16 protein-coding genes are annotated in these 19,819 nt (G+C 65.7%); 10 read left to right on the forward strand and 6 right to left on the reverse strand.

Annotated features, from left to right (window positions below; genetic code table 11):
• Nucleotides 1–153: 153 nt before the first annotated feature.
• From CH275_RS18820 to CH275_RS18830, 3 genes are all read left to right on the forward strand, one after another.
• Nucleotides 154–2,667, forward strand: a complete 2,514-nt coding sequence (locus CH275_RS18820) for an IniB N-terminal domain-containing protein (RefSeq protein ID WP_094679856.1) — start codon at nucleotides 154–156, stop codon at nucleotides 2,665–2,667.
• A 113-nt stretch (nucleotides 2,668–2,780) separates the two neighbouring features.
• Nucleotides 2,781–4,589: a dynamin family protein gene (locus CH275_RS18825; protein WP_094679809.1), complete on the forward strand. Its 1,809-nt coding sequence runs from the start codon at nucleotides 2,781–2,783 to the stop codon at nucleotides 4,587–4,589.
• Nucleotides 4,586–6,046: a dynamin family protein gene (locus CH275_RS18830; protein ID WP_094679810.1), complete on the forward strand. Its 1,461-nt coding sequence runs from the start codon at nucleotides 4,586–4,588 to the stop codon at nucleotides 6,044–6,046. Before CH275_RS18825 ends, CH275_RS18830 begins: the two co-directional genes overlap by 4 nt.
• On the opposite strand, the gene CH275_RS18835 is transcribed toward CH275_RS18830, so the two are convergent.
• Both CH275_RS18835 and treS read right to left on the reverse strand, forming a co-directional pair.
• Nucleotides 6,035–6,595, reverse strand: a complete 561-nt coding sequence (locus CH275_RS18835; RefSeq protein WP_143546823.1) for a hypothetical protein — start codon at nucleotides 6,593–6,595, stop codon at nucleotides 6,035–6,037. The genes CH275_RS18830 and CH275_RS18835 overlap by 12 nt on opposite strands.
• Nucleotides 6,596–6,635: 40 nt before the next feature.
• Nucleotides 6,636–8,816 (reverse strand): maltose alpha-D-glucosyltransferase, encoded by a 2,181-nt coding sequence (treS, locus tag CH275_RS18840; protein ID WP_094679812.1) that lies wholly within the window; start codon nucleotides 8,814–8,816, stop codon nucleotides 6,636–6,638.
• A 295-nt stretch (nucleotides 8,817–9,111) separates the two neighbouring features.
• Here treS and CH275_RS18845 point away from each other — a divergent pair, with 295 nt between their 5' ends.
• The 6 genes from CH275_RS18845 (at nucleotide 9,112) to CH275_RS18870 (ending at nucleotide 14,949) form a co-directional block, all read left to right on the forward strand.
• Complete coding sequence (locus CH275_RS18845) at nucleotides 9,112–9,612, forward strand: Pro-kumamolisin, activation domain family protein (protein WP_094679813.1); 501 nt, start codon at nucleotides 9,112–9,114, stop codon at nucleotides 9,610–9,612.
• 302 nt (nucleotides 9,613–9,914) lie between these two features.
• Nucleotides 9,915–11,759 carry a molecular chaperone DnaK gene (gene dnaK, locus CH275_RS18850; RefSeq protein WP_032376212.1) on the forward strand — a complete coding sequence of 615 codons (1,845 nt, stop codon included), beginning with the start codon at nucleotides 9,915–9,917 and terminating at the stop codon, nucleotides 11,757–11,759.
• Nucleotides 11,756–12,388 carry a nucleotide exchange factor GrpE gene (gene grpE, locus CH275_RS18855; RefSeq protein WP_094679814.1) on the forward strand — a complete coding sequence of 211 codons (633 nt, stop codon included), beginning with the start codon at nucleotides 11,756–11,758 and terminating at the stop codon, nucleotides 12,386–12,388. The genes dnaK and grpE overlap by 4 nt, the downstream gene beginning before the upstream one ends.
• A 31-nt stretch (nucleotides 12,389–12,419) precedes the next feature.
• Nucleotides 12,420–13,598 (forward strand): molecular chaperone DnaJ, encoded by a 1,179-nt coding sequence (gene dnaJ, locus CH275_RS18860; RefSeq protein ID WP_094679815.1) that lies wholly within the window; start codon nucleotides 12,420–12,422, stop codon nucleotides 13,596–13,598.
• Nucleotides 13,598–14,014, forward strand: coding sequence for a heat shock protein transcriptional repressor HspR (locus CH275_RS18865; protein WP_094679816.1), 417 nt, complete (start codon nucleotides 13,598–13,600; stop codon nucleotides 14,012–14,014). Before dnaJ ends, CH275_RS18865 begins: the two co-directional genes overlap by 1 nt.
• A 188-nt stretch (nucleotides 14,015–14,202) precedes the next feature.
• Nucleotides 14,203–14,949: an FAD-binding oxidoreductase gene (locus CH275_RS18870; protein WP_094679817.1), complete on the forward strand. Its 747-nt coding sequence runs from the start codon at nucleotides 14,203–14,205 to the stop codon at nucleotides 14,947–14,949.
• An 8-nt stretch (nucleotides 14,950–14,957) separates the two neighbouring features.
• Here the strand turns inward: CH275_RS18870 and CH275_RS18875 are convergent, their stop codons facing one another.
• Together CH275_RS18875 and CH275_RS18880 are read right to left on the reverse strand one after the other, a co-directional pair.
• A complete protein-coding gene (locus CH275_RS18875; RefSeq protein ID WP_094679818.1) occupies nucleotides 14,958–15,359 on the reverse strand; it encodes a MarR family winged helix-turn-helix transcriptional regulator in 402 nt (133 codons plus the stop codon).
• Nucleotides 15,356–16,771: an MFS transporter gene (locus CH275_RS18880; RefSeq protein WP_094679857.1), complete on the reverse strand. Its 1,416-nt coding sequence runs from the start codon at nucleotides 16,769–16,771 to the stop codon at nucleotides 15,356–15,358. Before CH275_RS18880 ends, CH275_RS18875 begins: the two co-directional genes overlap by 4 nt.
• 153 nt (nucleotides 16,772–16,924) lie before the next feature.
• On the opposite strand from CH275_RS18880, the gene CH275_RS18885 reads away from it, so the two are divergent.
• Nucleotides 16,925–17,155, forward strand: a complete 231-nt coding sequence (locus tag CH275_RS18885) for a hypothetical protein (RefSeq protein WP_094679819.1) — start codon at nucleotides 16,925–16,927, stop codon at nucleotides 17,153–17,155.
• A 1-nt stretch (nucleotide 17,156) separates the two neighbouring features.
• Here CH275_RS18885 and rsgA read toward each other — a convergent pair whose 3' ends face one another.
• Nucleotides 17,157–18,173 (reverse strand): ribosome small subunit-dependent GTPase A, encoded by a 1,017-nt coding sequence (rsgA, locus tag CH275_RS18890; RefSeq protein ID WP_094679820.1) that lies wholly within the window; start codon nucleotides 18,171–18,173, stop codon nucleotides 17,157–17,159.
• A 143-nt stretch (nucleotides 18,174–18,316) separates the two neighbouring features.
• Entirely contained in the window at nucleotides 18,317–19,768 is a 1,452-nt protein-coding gene (locus CH275_RS18895) for an alpha,alpha-trehalose-phosphate synthase (UDP-forming) (protein ID WP_094679821.1), read from the reverse strand.
• Nucleotides 19,769–19,819 lie beyond the last annotated feature (51 nt).

Genomic DNA, 19,819 nt, shown 5'->3' on the forward strand with positions numbered 1-19,819 from the left:
CAACGAGTGAAATCCCCTAAAGCGCCCAGATCCCCTAACGAAATCCCCCTGGCGACCTTCGGGGGAGTACGGGGATCGGCCCCGTTGGGCGGGGGCCCTCCGGTGCATAGCTTTGTGATCAACCACGAAGCACCACTCGTCAAGGAGACCCAGATGGCTACCAACGCCGTACTCGATTTCATCCTCAGCCTGCTGCGCGACGACCAGGCCGCCGCCGCATACTGCGCCAACCCCGAGATGACGCTGGCCGCTGCGGGCCTCGGCGACGTGACCCATGCGGACATCGTCGCGGTGGCTCCGCTGGTTGCCGAGTCGGGACTGTTCGCCGGAGCGGGCAGCCAGCTGTCGGCCATCTTGGGCGCCGGCGCATCGGCCGGCCTCGAGGGCGCACTCGCCGGAGGAGCGAGCCTCGGCGGCGGATTGTCTGCCGGACTCGGTCTGGCCGCAGGCGCGGTCGCCGGCGGCGGACTCGCCGCGGGTGGCAGCCTGACCGGCGGCATCGATGTCACGGGTGAGATCGCGGCATCCCTGCAGGCAGCACTCGCCGCCGCGCTGGCGGTCGGCGGTCAGATCGGTGTCGAGCTCGGTGCCGCATTCGGTGGTGCCCTCGACGCCTTGATCGGCGCGGGTGCAGGCATCGGGGGCGGCCTCGGTGCCGGTCTGGATCTGGACCTGGACGGTCTGCTCGGCGGAACCGTCGGACTCGGCGCTGCGTTGACCGGACTTCTCGGAGCCGGCGCAGGCATCGGCGGGGAGATCGGCGGCGACATCACCGCGCAGTTGCAGGCAGCCCTCGACGCCGCGCTCGGTGCGACCGGTGCCGTCGACCTCGGAGCACTGGCCGACATCCAGGGTGGACTGAGCGGCGCGCTCGGCGCGATCTTCGGAGTCGGTGGAACCGTCGGAGCAGAGCTCGGCGCGGCCCTCGGCGGAGCCCTCGGAGCAGTACTCGACGCCGGAGCCGGACTGGACATCGTGGGTGACCTCGGCGGCGCACTGACCGCAGGAATCGGCGGCGCGCTCGCAGGCCTCGGCACCGTCGGTGCCGATCTCACCACCGATGTCGGAGCTGCACTGGACGGAGCACTCGGAGCCGGTGGAGCATTGGTCGGCGACCTCGCCGGCGGCGTCGGCGCGAGCCTCGGCGGTCTCTTCGCAGCCGACGGTGCCATCGCAGGATCCATCGGAACCGCACTCGGCGCCGTCCTGGACGCCGGTGTGCTCGCGGACCTCGACGTCGACGCCCTGCTTGCCGCTGGCGGCAGCGTCGGCGCGGTCGTCGGCGGCGCACTCGGAACGGCACTGGACCTCGACACCAGCGCGATCGGCGGCCTGACCGCTGCCCTCGACACCGCAGTCGAGGGAGTCCTCGGCGCAGGTGCAGGCATCGGCGGCGACATCGCAGGCGGACTTGCAGGCGGACTGGCCGGTGGGGTTGCCGGTGCCGGTGGGGTTGCCGGAAACCTGGAAGGTCTACTCGGAGCGGCATTCGGCGTCGGCGGCACAGCAGGAGCTCAGCTCGGCACCGCCCTCGAGACAGTGCTCGACACCAGCGCAGCCCTCGACCTCGGAGCCGTACTCGGTGCAGGCGCGGACCTGAGCGCAGGACTGTCCGGTGCGGTCGACACCGCAGTGGCAGCCGGAGCCGATCTCACCGGAACAGTCGACGCGGCACTCGCCGGAGTGGGCGGAGTCGGCGCGGATCTGTCGGGCGGCTTGGCCGGACTCGGCGGAGTCGGTGCAGGCCTGACCGGTGGTCTTGCCGGACTCGGTGGAGTCGGTGCAGGCCTCACCGGGGGACTTGCCGGACTCGGCCAGGTCGGCGCAGATGTGACCGGTGGCCTCGGAGCCGTCGGCACCGTGGGTGCAGATGTGACCGGTGGCCTCGCGACTGTCGGCAATGCAGGAGCGGGCCTGACCGGTGGACTCGCGGGCCTGGGTGACGCCGGTGCCGGCCTGACCGGTGGACTCGCAGGTCTGGGCAGCCTCGGTGGCGGCATCGCAGGCGGAGTAGCAGGCGGCGTCGATGCCGCAGCTCAGGCCGGGGCCGGACTCGAAGGAGCCGTGACCGGTGGCGTCAGTGCCGGAATCGATGCGGCAGCATCCGCAGGCGCAGGTCTCGAGGGAGCTGCGAACGCGGCAGGATCCGTCGCAGGCGGCCTCGAAGGTGCGGCAGGCGGAGTGGTCGACGCGGGAACGTCGGTGGGCGGCGAGATCGCGTCGAACGTCGGTGCGGGACTCGACACCGGTGCTTCGCTCGGAGGCGACGTCGCATCCACGGTGGGTGCGGGTTTGGATGCTGGTGCGGACGCTGCGGCTTCCGCGGGCGGCGGGTTTGATTCCGCTGCCGACATCGGTGGTCAGGCGGCAGGCAGCCTCACCGGCGGTCTGCAGTCCGGTGCCGACGGACTGGCTCATGCAGGCGGCGGACTCTCCTCCGCGGTGTCCGGTGCCGCGTCGGGATCGTTCGAGCACTCGAGTACCTTCGACTCCAGCGCAGCCGCATCCGGCACCGGCTGGTCCAGCGTCGACTCCGACGTCTTCGGTCAGGGTGAGAGCGAGTCGAGCCTGTTCAGTGACGGCAGCCTGCACGGATCGGTGGACTCGGCAGCCGATTCCCTCGGCCATGTGACCGTCGATCACGATATCGACCCGCTGCACCCCTGATTCCGTCAGCGACACACAGCGCGCGGCCCCGAGTGTGTTCGTCACACTCGGGGCCGAGGCGTGGATAGAGTTCTGTCCAGGGACGTCGACGAGAACGGTAGTGAAGCAAGAGTATGGACGGGCAAACTACGGAGCTGGCCGAGCTGCTGAGTCGCACCGCGGCGGTGGCGACCTCGGCGGGTAGATCCGATCTGGTGGATCGTGTCGAGGCGGCGAAGTCGCGGGTCCTGGATCCACGCCGGCGCATCATCGTGGTGGGGCCGCTGAAGCAGGGCAAGAGTCAGTTCGTGAATTCGTTGCTCAATCTGACCGTGTGCTCGGTCGGCGACGACGAGACCACGGCCATTCCGACGGTGGTCTCCAACGCCGAAAGCTTCTCCGCACAGCTCGTACTCGCGGATCCGGGCAACGAGCCCATCCGCGTCGACGTTCCGCTCGAAGAGATCACGACGGTTACCCCGGCGAGTCCCCGTGCGCAGGGCCGGGAGGTGTTGCGGCTCGACATCGGGGTGTCGAGTCCACTGCTCGCCGACGGTCTGGTGCTGGTCGATACCCCCGGCGTCGGCGGACACGGAAACCCGCACGCTGCAGGCACATTGGGTCTGATTCCGTCGGCCGACGCCGTACTCGTGGTGTCCGATGCCTCCCGTGAATTCACCGAGCCCGAACTGTCCTTTCTTCGACAGGTGCAGGGCCTGTGCCCGGCTGTGGCCGTGCTGATCACCAAGACCGATCTGTATCCGCACTGGCGGCAGATCGTCGAGGCCAACCGTGGACACCTCGACCGCGCGGGCATCGATGTGCAGATGCTGCCGGTGTCGTCTCTGTTGCGTTCGCACGCCGTGCGTCTGAACGACGAGGAACTCAACGCCGAGTCCGGCTTTCAGCAGCTCTACGCGTTTCTGCGCGACGATGTGGTGGCGCGCGCGGACGTGTTGGCTCGTGCGTCGGTCTCGCTCGATGTCCGATCGGTCACCGAGCACCTGTCCCTGTCGTTCGGCAGTGAGCTTGCGGCGCTGAAGGATCCGGAGCGGGCGGCCGCTGCCGTCGCCGGGCTGCAGCGCGCCAAGTCCGCTGCCGAGGATCTGCACAAGCGCTCGTCGCAGTGGCAGCAGACGCTCGGGGACGGGATTGCCGATCTTGCGTCCGACATCGATCACGATCTACGAGACCGGTTGCGTCGCGTCACTCGGGAGGCGGAGGAGACCGTCGACGAGGGGGATCCGGGCAAGGACTGGCCGCAACTGGGCGAATGGCTCGAGGAGCAGATCGCCGCGTCGGTGGGCGACAACTTCGTGTGGGCTCACGAGCGAGCACTGTGGCTCTCGGAGTTGGTGGCCGAGCATTTCGCGTCCTCCGGGGCGGCGGCACTGCCCGATCTCGATCTCGGCGACTTGGATAACGTCCTCGAACCCGTCGCGTCGTTGGCAGATCTGGAATCCGGTCGGGTCGGCATCACGCAGAAGGTTCTCGTGGGAATGCGCGGATCCTACGGCGGCGTATTGATGTTCGGCCTGATCACCACGTTCGTCGGGCTGAGCCTGCTCAATCCGATCTCCATCGGAGCCGGAGTGCTGCTCGGCACCAAGGCGTACAAGGAGGACAAGGAGAACCGCGTCAAAGCGCGAAGGTCCGAGGCCAAGATGGCGATCCGCCGGTTCACCGACGATGTGAGCTTTCAGGTGGGCAAGGAGTCCAAGGACCGGCTGCGTCAGATTCAGCGGGTCCTGCGCGATCATTTCACCTCGATCGCCGAGCAGACGCTGCGGTCGCTGAACGAGTCGCTGCGCTCGGCGCAGGAAGCCGCCGCGGCCGACAACACCGATCGCGCCGCCCGTATCGCGCGCTTGGAGAACGACATGCGAGTGACCGCCGAATTGAATTCTCGCGCACTCGGTCTCGTCAAGGACGTCGCAGTATGAGCCAGACGGCTCTGGCCCGAGCGCGTGATCTGATCTCGGCGGCCCGGTCGACCTACGCGGGGGATGCCGAGGCGTCGTGGATGCTCGACGAATGCCTGTACCGCTTGGACGAGCCGCTACGGGTGGCTCTGGCCGGATCGCTCAAGGCAGGGAAGTCGACGCTACTCAATTCGCTTGTTGGACAGGACATTGCGCCGACCGACGCCACGGAGTGCACCAAGGTCGTCACGTGGTACCGCAACGGCGTCACCCCCGCCGTCACGGCCTGGTACGACGGCGACCGGGCGGCGAACGTGCCGGTGCAGCGGCGGGACGGCCGGTTGACCTTCGATCTGGGGTCGTTGACGGCGGCGCAGGTCGATCGCCTGGACGTCGAATGGCCGGCGAGTGCCCTGGCGCAGACCACGATCATCGACACCCCTGGTACCTCATCGCTCTCGCGCGATGTCTCGGCCCGAACTCTGGCCATGCTCACCCCCGAGAACTCGTCCTCGGGTGCCGATGCCGTCGTGTATCTGCTGCGCACTCTCAACGCGTCGGACGTGTCGTTCCTCGGACAGATCGGTGCGCACGTGGGCGGCGATTCGGGGCCACTCGGCGTGATCGGGGTGGTCTCGCGGGCCGACGAGGTCGGTTCGGGTCGGATGGACGCGATGATGTCGGCCAAGGAGGTCGCTGCTCGGTTCGCGTCCGAGCTCGAGGCCACGGGATTGTGTCAGGCAGTGGTTCCGGTGGCGGGATTGCTCGCGCTCGGTGCGGAAACAATGCGGCAGAACGAATTCGCTGCGTTCGAGATGTTGGCGACGGTGCCGACCGAGGATCTGCAGCTGGCAATGCTCTCGGCCGATCGATTCGTGCGGCCGCAGAGCACGTTGCCGGTCGATGCTGCGCTGCGCGCCAGCATCGTCGATCGCTTCGGCTTGTTCGGTATCCGTATGGCGGTCACACTGATTCGGCTCGGGGTACGCGATTCGCCGACGCTTGCTGCCGACCTGGTGGAGCGGAGCGGTCTGACCGAGCTCAGATCGGTGATCGACGTGCAATTCGGCCAACGCGCCGATCAGTTGAAGCTACATTCGGCTCTCGTTGCTCTGCAACGGATCCTGGAGTTTCGGCCGGAATCGCATGCGTTGCGCACCGAAGCCGGGCGAATGCTCGCCGACGTGCACGGTTTCGCCGAACTGCGTCTGCTCGGCCGATTGCGTTCGACCACTCCGAAACTCCCCGAGGGCGCCTTGCTGGACCTGCAGCGCATCATCGGTGGTTTCGGCATCGCCGCCACGGAACGCCTGAATCTGCCGCCCGATGCCGGACGCACGCAACAGCGAGACACTGCGTTGGCGGCGGTGCACCGGTGGCGAGGACTGTCCGAGCACCCACTGCTGGATCAGTTCACGTCGACCTCGTGCGCCCTGGCTGCGCGTAGTGCCGAAGGGATTCTCGCATCACTGGCGTGAGGATCGCCGGGGCAGCAGAGCGACGATGGTCGCAACGGCCGCAGTAGCTGCCACGACGAACGGTCCCCACTGCAGGACGCCGCCGAACAGCGCGGGTGCGTCGGAGACGAAGGTCGAGAACGTGACGGCCGCGCCGACGGTCAGGATCCCTACCGCGCCCATCAGGACCTTGGACGACGTCGCCGCGCCGCGCAGCAGGTTCAGCGCGACGAATCCGAGCAAAACGAGTACCGCCGATGCGGCACCACTGGACAGCAGCGTGGCCGAGGCGGTGTTGCGAACATCGGTCGCACTCGCCGTCGAGTCCTGCTGCGAGACCGCACTTTCGACGCCGGAAAGCACGGGTTCCCAATTCAGGGCGATGACCGCTGCCAACACCAGGACGATTACGGTCGTCACTGCCCACAGTCCGGTGGCGATCTTCGGAAGAATCGAGGGCACGGTCTCTTGCCGTGGCCGAAGGGGCTCGACGACAACATCCGGCCGCGGTGGTTGCGGACGCGCAGGCCGAGGTCTGTGCGAGGTCGGATCGTTCGGTTCTTCGGCCACGGTGCAGAAGTCTATCGGGCCTGGGTGATGGGCGGCCGACTCAGCGCAGCACCACCGCCACGCCCTCGTACGGACGCAGTGTCATCGGGAAGCTGTTCAGCTCGTCCACGGTTGCAATCTCGTTGTCGTCGTACACGTCGATGGCGCACGTGCCGGGCACCAGGTGCTTGGACTGAATGGTTGCGCTGATCTCCTCGGACGAGAAGTTGAGCACGGTGGCCTGAATGGTCCCCTGGCTGAGCTCGTGCACCATCACCAGCAGACCCTTGTGCGAGACCGTGGGAATGTCGATCTGCTGGGCGGTAGCGATACCGAACCGCTTGCGCAGCTCGATGATTCGCGCCAGTTGGCGGGCGAACGACTGCGGGTCGGCCAGCTGCTCCGGAAGAGAGCCGTAGAGGCTGCGCCCGCGGGGGATTCCGGATTCCGAGCGCACGGCCTCGGGGAAGTACCCCATGAGATCGTGTGCGCCGCGGTTGAGCCAGCGGGTGTCACCTTCCCGAATGAGGTCGTCGACCTCCGCGGCATCGATGGGCAAGATGCCCAGCAGATCCCAGCCCGACAGGGCGAATACGCCCGGCTGCAAGGCGTTGTACATGGCCAACAGAAGGTGGGCACGCTTGACCGTCTCGATGTCTGCCTCGTCCATTCGGTCGAGATCGCGGATACCGAGGGATGCGGTGATGACACTTGCTGTGGTGCAAGCGATTCCGTTGGTCGTGAACGTCCGGTTATAGGGTGCCCACCGTCCGGTGAGTCGATCGGTGAGCTCGCCGCGAATGCGATCACCCAGGTCGGAGCCCCTGACCGTCTCGCCTCCGTACGAGAACTCGTCCTCCGCATGCAGGGTGGCGAAGTGGATGAGCTCGAACGTCATCTCGTCGTGGTTCTGCAGCGCATGCACCAACGATGCCGTGTCGACGCCATGATCACGCGCCAAAGTCATCGTGAGCCTGAGGAATTCGGTGTTGCCCATGACGAGCGCGTGCTGGTAGGCGGGGCGGTTGATGAAGTCGTACGACAGGTCGGCACCGTTGGTACCCATGGCCTTGATGTCGTCGATCGTCAGGTTCAACTCCTGGAAGGTGAACCCGCCCATCTTGCGCACCACGCTCGCGATCAGGTGGTTCGCGGCCTCGGACAGGGGATGGCCCTCGGACCAGCCCGGGCCTTCTGCTCGACGTTCGACGCCGAGAAAACCGTTGGCGTCCAAGCGTAGTGCGCCTGCGCCCAGGTCCGCGATGGAGTGGCAGGCGTCGCCGATCACCAGACGCATGCCGGCGAAGGAAGGATCGAGCCAGTTGATCGACGGCTGACCGGCCTTGAAGTAGTGCAGGTACACCCAGCGGCGTTCGACGCCATCGATGCCGACAACGGGAGGTGTTGCGCTCCAGTTGGTTTCCTTCACACCGAGCTCGTAGAAGATCACGCGCTGCAGCTGGCCGATGATGTAGCCGGCACGAGCGAGATTGGCCTCGGCCTCGGCGTCGATGTTCTGGGAGTCGGCACCGGCGCGCACTCGGGGGAGCAGATGCCAGTCCTGCGGTTCGATCTCGACCATGTGGTAGATGCCGGGGTAGTCGGCCACGGCCATCTCGGCGAGTCGGAAGTCCGCACCCTTGCCGGTGTGTCCGGGCACGATGTCGTCGATGACGATGCCGTCGTATGCCGAGGCCACCACGCACAGGCGTCGGAACTCTTCTTCCGATCCGAATGCGGGGTCGATCTGCATACCGATGCGGTCGAAGTGGCCGTCGACCGAGGGAGTCGGCCGCCAGCCGTGGATGCCGCCCGCCACCTTCACCGGGCCGGTATGTACTGCGGTGACACCGATTTCGGAGAAGGCCTGCCACAGCTTCTCATCGCCGAGGGTGCTCAGAAAGCTCGTCTGTGGAGCGTTGATCACCGAGATGGGGTAGGCGGTGAACCACACCGGAGCGCGCTCGACGGCGGCACGGGGATCGGGATCGGCGTACGGGTTCTGCCACATGCTGCCCTTGCCCGAAAGTTGCTCGGCGATCAGCTTGGCGTCGCGCAGCATCGACTGTTCGGTGAGCCAGTCCACGTACTCGGGGTTCGAGGCAACCGGCTCGCTGTCCGGAGTGGGACTGTTGCTTCGATTTGCGCGACGTACGGAAGGTCGAAGTGGTTTCGGCCGAGCCGGATAGAACTTCTCGTCGTAGGTGATCTCGCTCGGTTCGTGCTGCACTTCGGGATCCATGTGCCTCCGTAGCCTCGCTTTTCCTCAACCCTACGTAGGGCGCGGCCGATCCGCAGGGTTGTGGTTCCCCTGATCGTCGGCGAGTGAAACCTCGCTCGCCGACCGGTGAAACCTACGCCGAACTACAGGGATGTCATTCGTCGGGGCGGTTTCCTTCGATATGCGAACGTCATCGAATCGAGACCGCCTGGTGTGGAATGTCTGATTCCGATAGGCCATAGTGAGTCAAGTACCAACTGCCCCACCAGTCACATCTGACTCACGGGTCACATCCCCTCAGCTACAGGAGTTGTCCATGCGACGTCTTGCCCGCACATCGATCCTGGCCTCGACGGCCGCCCTGGCCGCCGGCATCGGTGCGGTCGTCCTCGTGCCCATGGCCTCGGCCGAGCCCGAGACCGAGCCTGCGATGCCCCTCGGCTCAGCAGTCCTCGAAAGCCCCGACCTGGTGGTCACCATGGCCGCTGTCTGCGACACCACGGTGAAGGACGCCCCCGAGGGCGGCGTCGTGGCACTGCAGGTGAAGGTCGACAACAAGGGCAAGGACGACGCGTCGAACGTCAACGTCAACTACGGCGCACTGCCAGGCGTCCAGGGCCAGAACACCGAGACGACCATCAAGGCAGGCGAGGCAGCCACGTACACCGTGCCGTCCGTCGATCGTGAATGGGTCGCCCGTCCCGCAGGTGCCGCGGCCTTCGCCAGCGCGCTCGATGCCGACTTCATGAACAACATCACCGCCGGACTGCTCAGTCACAACTGCATCCCCGCGCCGGCCGAGGAGCCTGCCGAGTAATTCTCGTCCGCTTAACTTTCTCCCCGCTGCGCCGCGACGATCCCCGCTGATCGTCGCGGCGTACTGCTGTGGAGGGGCTTCGCCCCACGTGCACGGAACCTCGTAGCAGGGGTCGAGTTTTCGCTCACATGCGCGCAGCGCTCCCTGGGGAACAAATTCGCCACACCCTCCGTTGTGCAGGTCAGCAGCCTTGAGTGGATGAGGCTCAAGTTGGAAGTTGACGCAACAGATCGCGTTATGCAAACTTGAGTGGAGTTCGCTCACCCAGGGACTGAATCCACGCAATAACAGGAGGAAACATTATGGCTCGTGCGGTCGGTATCGACCTCGGGACCACCAACTCGGTCGTGTCCGTCCTCGAGGGCGGCGAACCGGTTGTCGTCGCCAACTCCGAGGGATCACGCACCACCCCGTCGATCGTCGCTTTCGCCAAGAACGGTGAAGTGCTGGTCGGCCAGCCCGCGAAGAACCAGGCGGTCACCAACGTCGATCGCACGATTCGTTCCGTGAAGCGCCACGTCGGCACGGACTGGACCGTGGAGATCGACGGTAAGAAGTACACCCCTCAGGAAATCTCCGCGCGCACGCTGCAGAAGCTCAAGCGCGACGCCGAGGCCTACCTGGGTGAGGAAATCACCGACGCGGTCATCACCGTTCCCGCGTACTTCGAGGACGCACAGCGTCAGGCCACGAAGGAAGCCGGCCAGATCGCCGGCCTCAACGTCCTGCGCATCGTCAACGAGCCCACCGCGGCAGCCCTCGCATACGGCCTGGACAAGGGCGACAGCGAGCAGACCATTCTCGTGTTCGACCTCGGTGGCGGCACGTTCGACGTCTCGCTGCTCGAAATCGGCGACGGCGTCGTCGAGGTTCGTGCGACGTCCGGCGACAACCACCTCGGTGGCGACGACTGGGACGAGCGCATCGTGACCTGGCTCGTCGACAAGTTCAAGGCGCAGAACGGCATCGATCTGACCAAGGACAAGATGGCGCTGCAGCGTCTGCGTGAGGCTGCCGAGAAGGCGAAGATCGAACTGTCCTCCGGGCAGAGCACCTCGATCAACCTCCCGTACATCACGGTCGACGGCGACAAGAACCCGCTCTTCCTCGACGAGCAGCTCAGCCGCTCGGAGTTCCAGAAGATCACCTCCGACCTGCTCGACCGCACCCGTGCGCCGTTCCAGGCAGTGGTCAAGGACTCCGGCATCGCCGTCAAGGACATCGACCACGTCGTGCTCGTCGGTGGTTCGACGCGTATGCCCGCCGTGTCCGAGCTGGTCAAGGAACTCTCCGGTGGACGTGAGCCCAACAAGGGCGTCAACCCGGACGAGGTCGTGGCCGTCGGTGCTGCACTGCAGGCCGGTGTGCTCAAGGGTGAGGTCAAGGACGTTCTGCTCCTCGACGTCACGCCGCTGTCCCTCGGTATCGAAACCAAGGGTGGCGTCATGACCAAGCTCATCGAGCGCAACACCACCATCCCGACGAAGCGTTCCGAGACCTTCACCACCGCTGACGACAATCAGCCCTCGGTGCAGATCCAGGTCTTCCAGGGTGAGCGCGAGATCGCCTCGCACAACAAGCTCCTGGGCTCCTTCGAGCTGACCGAGCTGCCCCCGGCTCCTCGCGGCGTCCCGCAGATCGAGGTCACCTTCGACATCGACGCCAACGGCATCGTGCACGTCACGGCCAAGGACAAGGGCACCGGCAAGGAGAACACGATCAAGATCCAGGACGGCTCCGGCTTGTCCAAGGAAGAGATCGACCGCATGGTCGCCGACGCGGAAGCTCACGCAGACGAGGACAAGGCTCGTCGCGAAGAGGCCGAGGTCCGCAACCAGGCCGAGTCCCTCGTCCACCAGACGGAGAAGTTCGTCAAGGACAACGAGGACAAGGTCGACGCCGAGCTCAAGGGACGCGTCGAAACCGCTATCGCCGACGCCAAGACGGCTCTCGCGGGCAGCGACATCTCGGCAGTCAAGACCGCCGTGGAGAAGCTCTCGACCGAGTCGCAGGCTCTCGGCACCGCCATCTACGAGGCTCAGGCCAAGGAGCAGGGCGGCGCAGAGGGTGGCGCGCAGGCCGCTGACGACGGTGTCGTCGACGCAGAGGTTGTCGACGAGCCCGCCGACGACACGGACAAGAAGTGACGTCGGAGAACACCGAGCAAGAACCGGTCACTTTCGTGGACAAGCGAAAGATCGATCCCGAGACCGGTGAAGTACGGGAAGGTGACGCAGTTCCGGAGCCCCTCGTGGGCACCGGGGCTGCGGACCGGCCCGACTCGGTGGACGAAGGGACGGTCGACGGAGACGTCGTGGAAGACCCGCGTGACACACAGGTCGCCGAACTCACCGCAGATCTGCAGCGCGTGTCGGCGGAGTACGCCAACTACCGGCGTCGTACCGACCGTGAGAAGCAGACCGGAGCGGAGAACGCGAAGGCGTCCGTCGTCTCGCAGCTCCTTCCGGTTCTCGACGACCTCGAGCGAGCTCGCCAGCACGGCGACCTCGAAACCGGACCGCTCAAGGCAGTGGCAGACAAGCTGGCAGGGGTGTTCTCGAACATCGGCCTGACCACCTTCGGAGCCGAGGGCGACGCCTTCGACCCGGCCATCCACGAGGCCGTCTCCCACGAGGGTGACGGCAGCAGTCCCGTCGTCGGAACGCTGATGCGTCCGGGCTACAAGCTCGGCGAGCGCGTTCTGCGGACCGCGATGGTCGGCGTCGTGGACAGCGCAGCACAAGAATCGGATGCACCTGCGTCCGACGAGCAGTAAAAAGAAGTAGCGCGAGAGGAGGAAACGCCCGGTGAGCCAGCGGGAGTGGATCGAGAAGGACTTCTACAAGGAGCTGGGCGTTTCCTCCAGCGCGACTGCAGAAGAGATCAAGAAGGCGTACCGAAAGTTGGCCAGGGACAACCATCCCGACGCCAACCCCGGCAACGCCTCGGCCGAGAACAAGTTCAAGGCGGTCAGCGAGGCGCATGCCGTCCTCGCCGACCCGGCCAAGCGCAAGGAATACGACGAGGCGCGACGACTGTTCGCCTCGGGCGGGTTCGGTAGCCGCGGCGGCGGCGGTGGGTTCTCGCCTGGCGCAGGCGGATTCGGTGGCGGCGGCCAGACCTTCGACGTCGGAGACATCTTCGGCCAAGGCGGTGGCGACGGCGGAATCGGCGACCTGTTCGGTGGCCTGTTCAACCGCGGTGGCGCGCAGCAGCGCACCCAGAGCAACCGGCCGCGACGCGGCAGCGACGTCGAGACCGAGACTTCGCTGCAGTTCCGTGAAGCGGCGCAAGGCGTTACGGTTCCCTTGAAGTTGACCAGCCCGTCCTCGTGCACCACCTGCCACGGCAGCGGCGCGAAGCCCGGAACAAGCCCGCGCGTGTGCCCCAAGTGCAACGGCCAAGGCGTCGTCAACCGAAACCAAGGCGCGTTCGGCTTCAGTGAGCCGTGCGACGACTGCCGCGGTACCGGATCCATCATCGACGACCCGTGCGCCGACTGCCGCGGCACCGGCGTGCAGAACCGGACTCGCACCATCACCGTGCGCGTACCGGCCGGCATCAGTGACGGCCAGAAGGTGCGACTCGCCGGCCAGGGCGAAGCGGGACTCCGCGGTGCACCCTCCGGCGACCTGTTCGTGACCGTACGAGTCAAGCCCGACAAGGTGTTCGGCCGCACGGGCGACGACCTGACGGTGACCGTTCCGGTGAGCTACGGCGAACTGGTGCTCGGCACCACGCTGTCGGTACCCACCCTCGACGGTCGCGTCGGCGTGAAGGTTCCACCGGGAACCGTCGACGGCAGAGTGCTGCGCGTGCGCGGTCGCGGCGTCCCGAAGAAATCCGGCACCGGTGATCTGATGGTGACCGTCAAAGTTGCCGTGCCGCAGAAACTCGACGATGCTGCTACCGACGCTCTGAAGACTTATCTGGAAGCCGAGAAGGCCAGCGGATTCGACCCGCGGGCCGGGTGGGCAGGTGTGTGATGTCGGTCCCTCCCGAGGGTGGGTCTGCGAACGCCGGTGGCGCACAAGCTGATCCCGACGCGCAGATCTTCGTGATCTCAGTCGCGGCTCAGCTGGCGGGCATGCACGCGCAGACGCTGCGTACCTACGACCGGCTCGGACTTGTCACCCCGCACCGCACCACCGGCGGTGGGCGACGCTACTCCCCGCGTGACGTCGCACTGCTCCGTGAGGTGCAGCGACTCTCGCAGGACGAGGGTGTCAACCTCGCCGGCATCAAGCGCATCATCGAGCTCACCAATCAGGTGGAGGCACTGCAGGCTCGGGTTTCCGAGCTGGCCCAGGAGCTCGCCACCGTGCACGCCAGCTATCGCCGGGACCTGGTGCCGATTCAACGCAACGCCCTGGTGGTCTGGAAGCCGCGGCACCAGCGCTAGGTTCTCCCGCGCACTTCCTCGCAAATGCGCGCGCCTTTGTCAGGTGCGCGCAGATTCGTCCCTAGTTCGGTCACTATTTCGCGCGCGTTCAGCAAATGCGCGCGCGTTTGCGACCTCGAGCGGGGCAGCGGTAGCGAACCTCGCGCGCGTTTGCGAGACACCAGGCCCCGACCCCTATCCTGGTCGGCATGCAGGCGTGGAGTTCGACGGTCGTTCAGTATCACCGCCTTCGGAACGACCTCGCGGTCATCAGACTCGAAGGCGATGCGGTTCCGTTCAGCGCCGGCCAGTCGGTGTCGGTGACAGTTCCCCAGAACTCTGCTCTGACGCGTCGATACTCACCCGCGTTGCCGCCTTCACGAGACGGCAAGCTCGAGTTCCATGTGCGCGCTGTTCCGGCAGGCTGGGTGAGCGGGTCGATCGTCAACGAGACTCGGCCAGGGGACGTCTGGCAGATCAGTGATCCCAAAGGCAGTCTGCATGTCGACGACTCGGGTCGCGACGTCGTCATGATCGCGGGCGGCACCGGCCTCGCTCCGTTGCGCGCGATTCTGCTCGACCTGACGCGCTGGGAGCGGCCACCGAACGTGACGCTGTTCGTCGGCGGCAAGTCGCCTCGCGATCTGTACGCCGGGGACATGCTGTGGCTGATGGCGTCGGAATTGCAGTGGTTGACCGTCGTTCCGGTCGTCGACCAACTGCACGAGCCGTGGGCGTCGGATCGATGGAACGACCGCATCCATGCCGAAATAGGTTCCACCACATCGTTATTCGAGCCCGAGCATTGCTGGGAGGGCAGCGTGGCCGACGTGGTCGCCACGCAGGAGCCGTTCTCGGATCGCCAAATTCTGGTGTGCGGATCCCCGGGCATGGAAGCGGCGACGGTGCGCGCCCTCGTCGAGACCGGCACCCCGCTCGAGTCCATCCGCCGCTGATTGCCGGATCAGGGCAGCTGCAGAATCCGTCGCAGATGCGCCAGGTCGTCCGCGGATACCGTCGTGAATTCCGGCGGCGGGGCGTCGGCGATCGTTCTGGCCTTCTCGGCGAGGCGTCGTCCGGCATCGGTGAGTCCGATGATGCGGCGTCGGCGATCGTCGGGATCTTCCGTGCGCACCACCAATTCGCGCTTCTCGAGCTCGCGAACGTTGAGAGATACGTAGGGCGCATCGGACGCGAGAATTTCGGCCAGCTCGGTGACCGTCCGATCACCCGCGAGCAACTTGGTGAGCAACTTGGCACGCAGGAAACTCATGCCCGTGGCGTCGGCGACGGCCCGTCGGGTGTCGTGTTTCTCGAGCATCAGCGCGCGCATCTCGCGCCAGACGTGCGCTGCATCGGCGTTCATACCAGCACCGGGCGGCCGATGCTTTCGGCCGTCGATCGGGCCCAGCGGCCGGTGGTGACCACTGCGAGAGCGGTGACCACCACTCCTGCGCCCGCGATGACGAACCACGCGGGAACCGCGGCGGCGGTGAAACCGTCGGAGATCTCACCGACGATGCCTGCGGTCACGATGGCACCGACGACGGCCACGCCGAGCGACTGGCCCACCTGCCTGCTGGTCGACGCGATGGCGGACGCCACTCCGGCCTGGCTGCGCGGCATTCCGGACACCGCGGTGTTGGTGATCGGGGCGTTGACCATGCCGAAGGATATTCCGAAGATCACGTATGCGACCGCCAGCCACGCGAACGACGTCGTCGGAGTGAGTCGGGTGAGCATCAGAGCCGAGATCACGAATCCGATTCCCGCGACGAGCAGGGGAATGCGCGCTCCGAGGGTCCCGACGATGCGGCCGGAGATCGGCGCGAAGATCAGCGTCATCAAGGCCATCGGCAGAGTGTAGAGACCGGCATGCAGCGGAGAGTAGCCACGCACGTCCTGCAGGTAGAGCGTGTTGAGGAACAGGAATCCACCGAGGGAGGCGAAGGCGCACACCGCGATCACCGTCGCTCCGCTGAACGGTGCGCTACGGAAGAACTTCAGTTGGATCAGCGGTTCCTCGATCCGCGATTCGATCACGAGCAGGCCGACGAGGGAGCCAAGTGCGATGGCACCGGTGAGCACGATCAGCGGCGATCCCCAGCCCTTCGCTGGGCCTTCGATGATGGTGAACACCAGGGACGCGAGGAACACGAAAATGAGGAGCTGACCGGCTGCATCGAACTTTCTCGCATGCTCGGCCTTGGATTCGGGGACGAACTTCACCGTCATCGCCAGCGCGAAGATGCCGACGGGGACGTTGATCCAGAAGATGGACTGCCAGCCGGCACCGGTGACGAGGACGCCGCCGAGGGCAGGGCCTGCCGACATCGAGATCCCGACGACGGCACCCCACATTCCGATCGCCCCGGCCCGTTCTTTCGGGTCGGTGAAGGTGTTGGTGATGATCGACATGGCGACGGGGTTCATCATCGAGCCGCCGACGGCCTGCAGCATGCGGAAGGCGACGAGCCAGCCGAGCGACGGTGCGACGCTGCACAGCAGGGAGCCGAGGACGAACGTTCCGGTGCCGATCAGGAAGAAGCGCTTGCGGCCGTACTTGTCGGCCATCGAGCCGCCGAGCATCAGCAGTGACGCCACGACCAGCGTGTATGCGTCGATGATCCACTGCAGGCCCGATACCGATGCGTTCAGGTCGGCGCGCATCGACGGCAGTGCAACGTTGACGATCGTGTTGTCGGTGCTGACGAGAAATAGGCTCAGGCAGCAGATGCCGAGCACGAGATACCGGTGTCGTCGAGTCAACTCGGCCACGTTCACCTCCGCGATATTGCTTGTATATCTACAACTATTACATGAGTACTCCTAAATTGTTCGACGAGCAAGTGAGTGGCCGCGACAGGTGCCCGATAGGGTGTGTGTCACAGACTTGCTCGAACCCGATTGCTCGCTGAATGGAGAACGACAGTGGCTTCCGAGATCGCACCAGGCGACCTGGTTCAGGCGTCCGGGCATGCCGGCCCGTGGAAGGTGCTCGAGATCCGTCAGGGTCTGGCGCTGCTCGAGCATCACGACGGGCACCGGCTGTCGGTACGCACCACCACGGTCGAGGTGGTGCGCAAGGCGTCGAGCAGCGAGGGTTCGGCCCCGCAGGCCGAGGCCGAGAGCGACAGCCCCTCGCTGTTCGACGAGAGCTGACCTAGCGCACCGTCCGTTCGGCCGCGTACTTCTGCCGCAGCGACTTCGAGATCTGCTTGTACTCCCGTAGCTTCTCGCTGCGGGCTCGGGCGTCGTGCCTCGAGGTTGCCCAGGCATTCTCTCGCAACAGTTTTCGGTAGCTGCCCAATCTTCTTTCGGTGAGCTCGCCCGATTCGACGGCCGCGAGTACCGCACATCCCGGTTCGTGTTCGTGTGCGCAGTCACCGAAGCGGCACAGTGCGGCCAGTTCTTCGATGTCGGAAAAGGCGCTCGCCACAGCGTCTTCCGAACCCTGCACGCCCACCGAGCGCAGACCTGGCGTATCGAGCAGCACCAGTTCTCGGCCGGGGATCGGCACCAATTCCCGATGCACCGTCGTGTGCCTGCCTTTCCCGTCGGCGTCGCGGGTGGCACCGGTAGCGAGTATCGAATCACCCACAAGTGCGTTTCCGAGCGTCGACTTCCCTGATCCCGACGGCCCGATCAGCGCGACCGTACCGCGCAGATGTTCTGTCAGGGAGTCGATTCCGCCGTCCGACACCGCACTCGTGCTGCACACGGTGACGCCCGGTGCGGCTGCCAGTATTTCCTCTTCGTCGACGCTGCCGCTGTCGTTCTTGGTGATCGCGAGAACGGGAACTGCGCCGCTACCCCAGGCAAGGGTGATGTAGCGCTCGACGCGACCCAGGTCGAGAGCCGTGTCCGACGCGACGGTGATCACGACGGTATCGACGTTGGCACCGAGAATCTGTGTGTCGGAGGTGGATCCGGCGGAGGCGCGTTCGATGACCGTCCGGCGGGGCAGGATGGCGATCAGCCGAAACGAGTGCTCGTCCAGCGTCACCCAATCCCCGGTGCAGGTCTTGCTGCCGGTGCATCGGACGATGCCGTTGTCGGTGACGGCGTCGAACTCACCGCGGTCGACGCGTACGACGCGAGCGAGAAGTGCGTTCCGAGAATGCTTTTCGTATTCGGTCAGCCAGTGCTGATCAAGACCGTAATGGTCGAGTGGAGACATGGGAGATCCTTGGGGGAGGAGGAACGAGGGCTCGGGTGTGTCGTCGTCCAGGTGGCCACGATGCCCACCACCTCACTTCTCACATGCATGAAAAAACCGTCGACGGCAAAGCTACAGCCGTCGACGGCCGAAAGGAAAGCGATTTATCGCTGCGTCGGGCTCGAGCCCTCCGCGGGCGCTGCGAGCGCGGTCAGGAAGGAGCGGGCCCAGCGATCGACGTCGTGGGCGAGAACCTGCCTGCGCATGGCGCGCATGTGCCGCTTACCCGACTCGGGTTCCTGCTCCAACGCGCCGATGATCGCGTCCTTCACACTGTCCAGGTCGTGTGGGTTGCACAGGTACGCCTGGCGCAGTTCGGCTGCAGCACCGGTGAATTCGCTCAGTACCAATGCGCCGCCCAGGTCGCTGCGGCAGGCCACGTACTCCTTGGCGACGAGGTTCATGCCGTCGCGCAGCGGAGTGACCAGCATGACGTCGGCCGCGACGAAGTACGCCAGCAGGTCGTCGCGGGGGATCGGTCGATGCAGGTAGTGCACCACCGGATGGCCGACCTGGCCGTATTCGCCGTTGATGCGGCCCACCTGCTGCTCGATTTCGCCGCGCATCGCGACATAGCTCTCGACGCGTTCACGGCTGGGCGTCGCCAATTGCACGATGACGTTCTCGGCGGGATCGACGCGGCCCTCTTCCAGCAATTCGCGGAAAGCGTTGAGCCGGACGTCAATTCCCTTGGTGTAGTCCAGGCGATCGACGCCGAGCATGATGCGCTTGGGGTTGCCGAGATCTTTGCGGAGTTGCTTCGCGCGATCACGGACCGCCTTGGAGCGAGACTTGGTGTCGAGGTCGCCCGAGTCGATGGAGATCGGGAAGGCCCCGACGCGCACGGTCCGGAAGCCGACCTGTACGACGCCGAGCTTGGACCGCACTCCGACGGTTCCACGAGATGTGGTTCCCCCGGCGAGGCGTCGGGCAAGGTAGAGGAAGTTCTGGGCACCGCCGGACAGATGGAAGCCGATGAGGTCGGCACCGAGCAGTCCTTCGACGATCTCGGTGCGCCACGGCATCTGCATGAACAGCTCGATCGGCGGGAACGGGATGTGCAGGAAGAACCCGATGGTCAGATCGGGGCGCAGCATCCGCAGCATCTTCGGGACGAGCTGGAGCTGGTAGTCCTGGATCCAGACCGTCGCGCCCTGTGCCGCCGCCTCGGATGTCTTCTCGGCGAAGCGACGGTTCACCTCGACGTAGGCGTTCCACCAGTCGCGGTCGTACTCGGGTTTGACGATGACGTCGTGGTAGAGCGGCCACAGGGTGGCGTTGGAGAAGCCCTCGTAGTACTGGGTGTATTCCTTCTCGCTGATCGGCACCGGCCGCAGCTGCAGGTCGTCCTCGACGAACGGCTCGACATCGACATCGGACACACCGACCCATCCCACCCAGGCACCCTTGTTGGCGCGCAGGATCGGCTCGAGGGCGGTGACCAACCCGCCGGGGCTTCGCTTCCATCGCGTGCTTCCGTCCGGAAGCTTTTCCAGATCGACCGGCAACCTGTTGGCTACGACGACGAAATCCGAACCCTGCGAGGCGTCAGCCACAACTGTCCAATCCGCTTGTAGATCCCTGGGGAAACAGCCCTGCGAAAACCT

This window comes from Rhodococcus sp. 06-235-1A (genome assembly GCF_002258785.1).
GTDB lineage: Bacteria > Actinomycetota > Actinomycetes > Mycobacteriales > Mycobacteriaceae > Rhodococcoides.

Excerpts from the sequence above, each read along its gene's own strand:
- CH275_RS18820 (WP_094679856.1), top strand. The coding sequence starts at position 154 with ATGGCTACCAACGCCGTACTCGATTTCATCCTCAGCCTGCTGCGCGAC.
- CH275_RS18825 (WP_094679809.1), top strand. The coding sequence starts at position 2,781 with ATGGACGGGCAAACTACGGAGCTGGCCGAGCTGCTGAGTCGCACCGCG.
- CH275_RS18830 (WP_094679810.1), top strand. The coding sequence starts at position 4,586 with ATGAGCCAGACGGCTCTGGCCCGAGCGCGTGATCTGATCTCGGCGGCC.
- treS (WP_094679812.1), bottom strand. The coding sequence starts at position 8,816 with ATGGATCCCGAAGTGCAGCACGAACCGAGCGAGATCACCTACGACGAG.
- CH275_RS18845 (WP_094679813.1), top strand. The coding sequence starts at position 9,112 with ATGCGACGTCTTGCCCGCACATCGATCCTGGCCTCGACGGCCGCCCTG.
- dnaK (WP_032376212.1), top strand. The coding sequence starts at position 9,915 with ATGGCTCGTGCGGTCGGTATCGACCTCGGGACCACCAACTCGGTCGTG.
- CH275_RS18865 (WP_094679816.1), top strand. The coding sequence starts at position 13,598 with ATGTCGGTCCCTCCCGAGGGTGGGTCTGCGAACGCCGGTGGCGCACAA.
- CH275_RS18870 (WP_094679817.1), top strand. The coding sequence starts at position 14,203 with ATGCAGGCGTGGAGTTCGACGGTCGTTCAGTATCACCGCCTTCGGAAC.
- CH275_RS18875 (WP_094679818.1), bottom strand. The coding sequence starts at position 15,359 with ATGAACGCCGATGCAGCGCACGTCTGGCGCGAGATGCGCGCGCTGATG.
- rsgA (WP_094679820.1), bottom strand. The coding sequence starts at position 18,173 with ATGTCTCCACTCGACCATTACGGTCTTGATCAGCACTGGCTGACCGAA.